The following is a 3,452-nucleotide window of genomic DNA, read 5'->3' as shown; positions in this document are numbered from 1 at the left end:
GTCTTCGGGCGACCCGCGCCGCTTCGGCCTCCGGGCCCGCCTCCCCGGGCCCACCCGTCCTCACGGTCTCCCGGCCTCCCGGCCTCCCGGCCCCATGACCCGCCGCCCCGCGCTCATCGCCCGCCGCCCATCACCCATCGCCCATCGCCCATCGCCCGCGGCCCCTTTCCCGTGTCCGTGAGCAGCACCACACGGGATCGTTGTCGGCGGCCCGTGCGAGGATCGCTCCGGCGGCGCGCACGGCACGACGCGCGGCCCGCCCGCCAGACGGCACACACGGAACCCGGCCCCCTCGGGACACGGCCCCCACGCAGGTCGAAGGAGAGCGCGCGATGGCATCGAAGCCGCCCAAAGCTGATCCGGTCCAGGACGCGCCGCGGGTCGCCGGGCCCCAGCACGCGGCCGCGGGTCTGCCCGCCGTCGGGCACTCCCTGCGCATCGCCAGGCAGCAGATGGGCGTGAAGCGCACCGCGCTGACGCTGCTGCGCGTCAACCAGAAAGACGGCTTCGACTGCCCGGGCTGCGCGTGGCCCGAGCCCGAGCACCGGCATGCCGCGGAGTTCTGCGAGAACGGCGCCAAGGCGGTCGCCGAGGAGGCGACGCTGCGCCGGGTCACGCCCGAGTTCTTCGCCGCGCACCCCGTGGCCGACCTGGCCGGACGCAGCGGCTACTGGCTGGGCCAGCAGGGGCGGCTCACCCACCCCATGTACCTGCCCGAGGGGGCCGACCGCTACGAGCCGGTCACCTGGGAGCGCGCCTTCGACATCATCGCCGAGGAGACGGCCGCCCTCGCCTCCCCCGACGAGGCCGTCTTCTACACCTCGGGCCGCACCAGCAACGAGGCGGCGTTCCTCTACCAGCTGTTCGCCCGCGAACTCGGCACGAACAACCTTCCGGACTGCTCCAACATGTGCCACGAGTCGTCCGGCTCGGCCCTGTCGGAGACGATAGGCATCGGCAAGGGCAGCGTCCTGCTGGAGGACCTGTACCGGGCCGATCTGATCATCGTCGCCGGACAGAACCCGGGCACCAACCACCCCCGCATGCTCTCCGCGCTGGAGAAGGCCAAGGCGGGCGGCGCGAAGATCATCAGCGTCAATCCGCTGCCCGAGGCGGGCCTGGAGCGTTTCAAGAACCCGCAGACCCCGCAGGGCATGGTCAAGGGCGCCGCGCTCACCGACCTGTTCCTGCAGATCCGCATCGGCGGCGACCAGGCGCTCTTCCGCCTCCTCAACAAACTCGTCCTGGAGACCGAGGGCGCGCTCGACGAGGCGTTCATCGCCGAGCACACCCACGGCTTCGAGGAGTTCGCCCGGGCGGCACGCGCCGCCGACTGGGACGAGACGCTCACCGCGACCGGCCTGAGCCGCGCGCAGATCGAGGAGGCCCTGGCCATGGTGCTCGCCTCGCGGCGCACCATCGTCTGCTGGGCCATGGGCCTCACCCAGCACAAGCACTCCGTGCCCACGATCCGCGAGGTCGTCAACTTCCTCCTGCTGCGCGGGAACATCGGCCGCCCGGGCGCGGGCGTGTGCCCCGTGCGCGGCCACTCCAACGTGCAGGGCGACCGCACGATGGGCATCTTCGAGCGGCCCGCGCCGGCCTTCCTGGACGCCCTGGAGAAGGAGTTCGGCTTCGCGCCGCCGCGCGCGCACGGCTTCGACGTGGTGCGCGCCATCCGCGCGCTGCGCGACGGCGAGGCGAAACTGTTCTTCGCCATGGGCGGCAACTTCGTGTCCGCCTCGCCCGACACCGATGTCACCGAGGCGGCCATGCGGCGCGCCCGGCTGACCGTGCACGTGTCGACGAAGCTGAACCGCTCGCACGTCGTCACCGGCGCGCGCGCCCTGATCCTGCCGACCCTGGGACGCACCGAGCGCGATGTGCAGGACGGCGGCGAGCAGTTCGTGACCGTCGAGGACTCCATGGGCATGGTGCACGGCTCCCGGGGCCGGCTCGCGCCCGCGAGCGCGCATCTGCTGTCGGAGCCGGCCATCGTGTGCCGCCTGGCACGCCGGGTGCTGGGCGAGGGAAGCGCGACGCCGTGGGAGGAGTTCGAGAGGGACTACGCGGCGATCCGGGACCGCATCGCGCGGGTGATCCCCGGCTTCGAGGACTTCAACGCGCGCGTGACGGACTCCGACGGCCGCCTCGGCGGCTTCACCCTCCCGCACGCCCCGCGCGACGAGCGCCGCTTCCCCACCGCCACCGGCAAGGCCAACTTCACCGCCGCGCCGGTCGAGTACCCGAAGCTGCCCGAGGGCCGCCTGCTGCTTCAGACGCTGCGTTCGCACGACCAGTACAACACCACGATCTACGGCCTCGACGACCGTTACCGCGGCATCAGGAACGGCCGCCGGGTCGTCCTGGTCAACGCCGAGGACGCGCGCGTGCTCGGGTTCGCCGAGGGCGCGTACGTGGACCTGGTGAGCGAGTGGGAGGACGGGGTGGAGCGGCGGGCGCCCGGCTTCCGGGTCGTGCTGTACCCGACCACGCGCGGGTGCGCCGCCGCGTACTACCCGGAGACCAACGTGCTGGTCCCGCTGGACGCCACCGCCGACACCAGCAACACCCCGGCCAGCAAGTCCGTCGTGGTCCGTCTGGAACAATCGGCCACCGACTGAGCGTTCGCTCAGTGACGCCGGATGTGATCGACGAACGGAGCAGGACCCCATGGGCGAGCAGCAGCACGTGAAGTTCCCGCAAGAGGTCATCGACGAGTACGCCGCCCTCGGCATCGACCTCGCCGCCCTGTTCTCCGCCGGGCACCTCGGCTCCCGCATGGGCGTGCAGATCGTGGAGGCGTCCGCGGACCGCGTCGTGGGCACCATGCCCGTCGAGGGCAACACCCAGCCCTACGGACTGCTCCACGGCGGCGCCTCCGCGGTCCTCGCCGAGACCCTCGGCTCGGTCGGCTCGATGCTGCACGGCGGCAGCACCAAGATCGCCGTCGGCGTCGACCTGAACTGCACCCACCACCGCGGCGCCCGCTCCGGCCTGGTGACGGGCGTCGCCACCCCCGTGCACCGGGGCCGCTCCACGGCCACGTACGAGATCGTGATCAGCGACGAGGAGGGCCGGCGCGTGTGCACCGCCCGCCTCACCTGCCTCCTGCGCGACGCCCCCACCGCCACCGGCTGACACCCGGCGCCCCGCGCAGCACGCCCCCACCGCGGCGCGCCGACGCCCTGCACCCCGCGTCGCCGCCGCGGGCCGACGCCCGACGGCGGTGCGCGGCGCCCCGTTGCCCGGCGCCGCCCCGGCGGCCTAGCGTCGCGGGCATGACGACGGCGAACGCCCCTGGGGCGAGAGCGACGGCGCGGCTGCTCGGGCCCGCCCTGCTGGCGGCGGCCCTGGCCGGGGCGGCGGTGACTGCCTGCGACCGGGGCCCCGAGCACGCGGACGCCGCCCCCGCCGCCACTCCCCCGCCCGCCACACCCCCGCCCCGGTCC

General features: G+C 73.8%; 2 protein-coding genes. Both read left to right on the top strand.

Going from position 1 to position 3,452, the window contains the following annotated elements; all coding sequences use genetic code 11:
- Positions 1–332 precede the first annotated feature (332 nt).
- On the top strand, positions 333–2,624 hold the full coding sequence (locus tag KMS84_RS38245; protein ID WP_256921161.1) for an FdhF/YdeP family oxidoreductase: 2,292 nt from the start codon (positions 333–335) through the stop codon (positions 2,622–2,624).
- 49 nt (positions 2,625–2,673) lie between these two features.
- Complete coding sequence (locus KMS84_RS38240; protein ID WP_256921160.1) at positions 2,674–3,141, top strand: PaaI family thioesterase; 468 nt, start codon at positions 2,674–2,676, stop codon at positions 3,139–3,141.
- Positions 3,142–3,452: the final 311 nt, after the last annotated feature.

Origin of the sequence: Streptomyces hilarionis (genome assembly GCF_024539675.1) — a bacterium.
Taxonomy (GTDB): domain Bacteria; phylum Actinomycetota; class Actinomycetes; order Streptomycetales; family Streptomycetaceae; genus Streptomyces; species Streptomyces hilarionis.
This window is presented reverse-complemented; position numbering and strand designations above follow the sequence as displayed.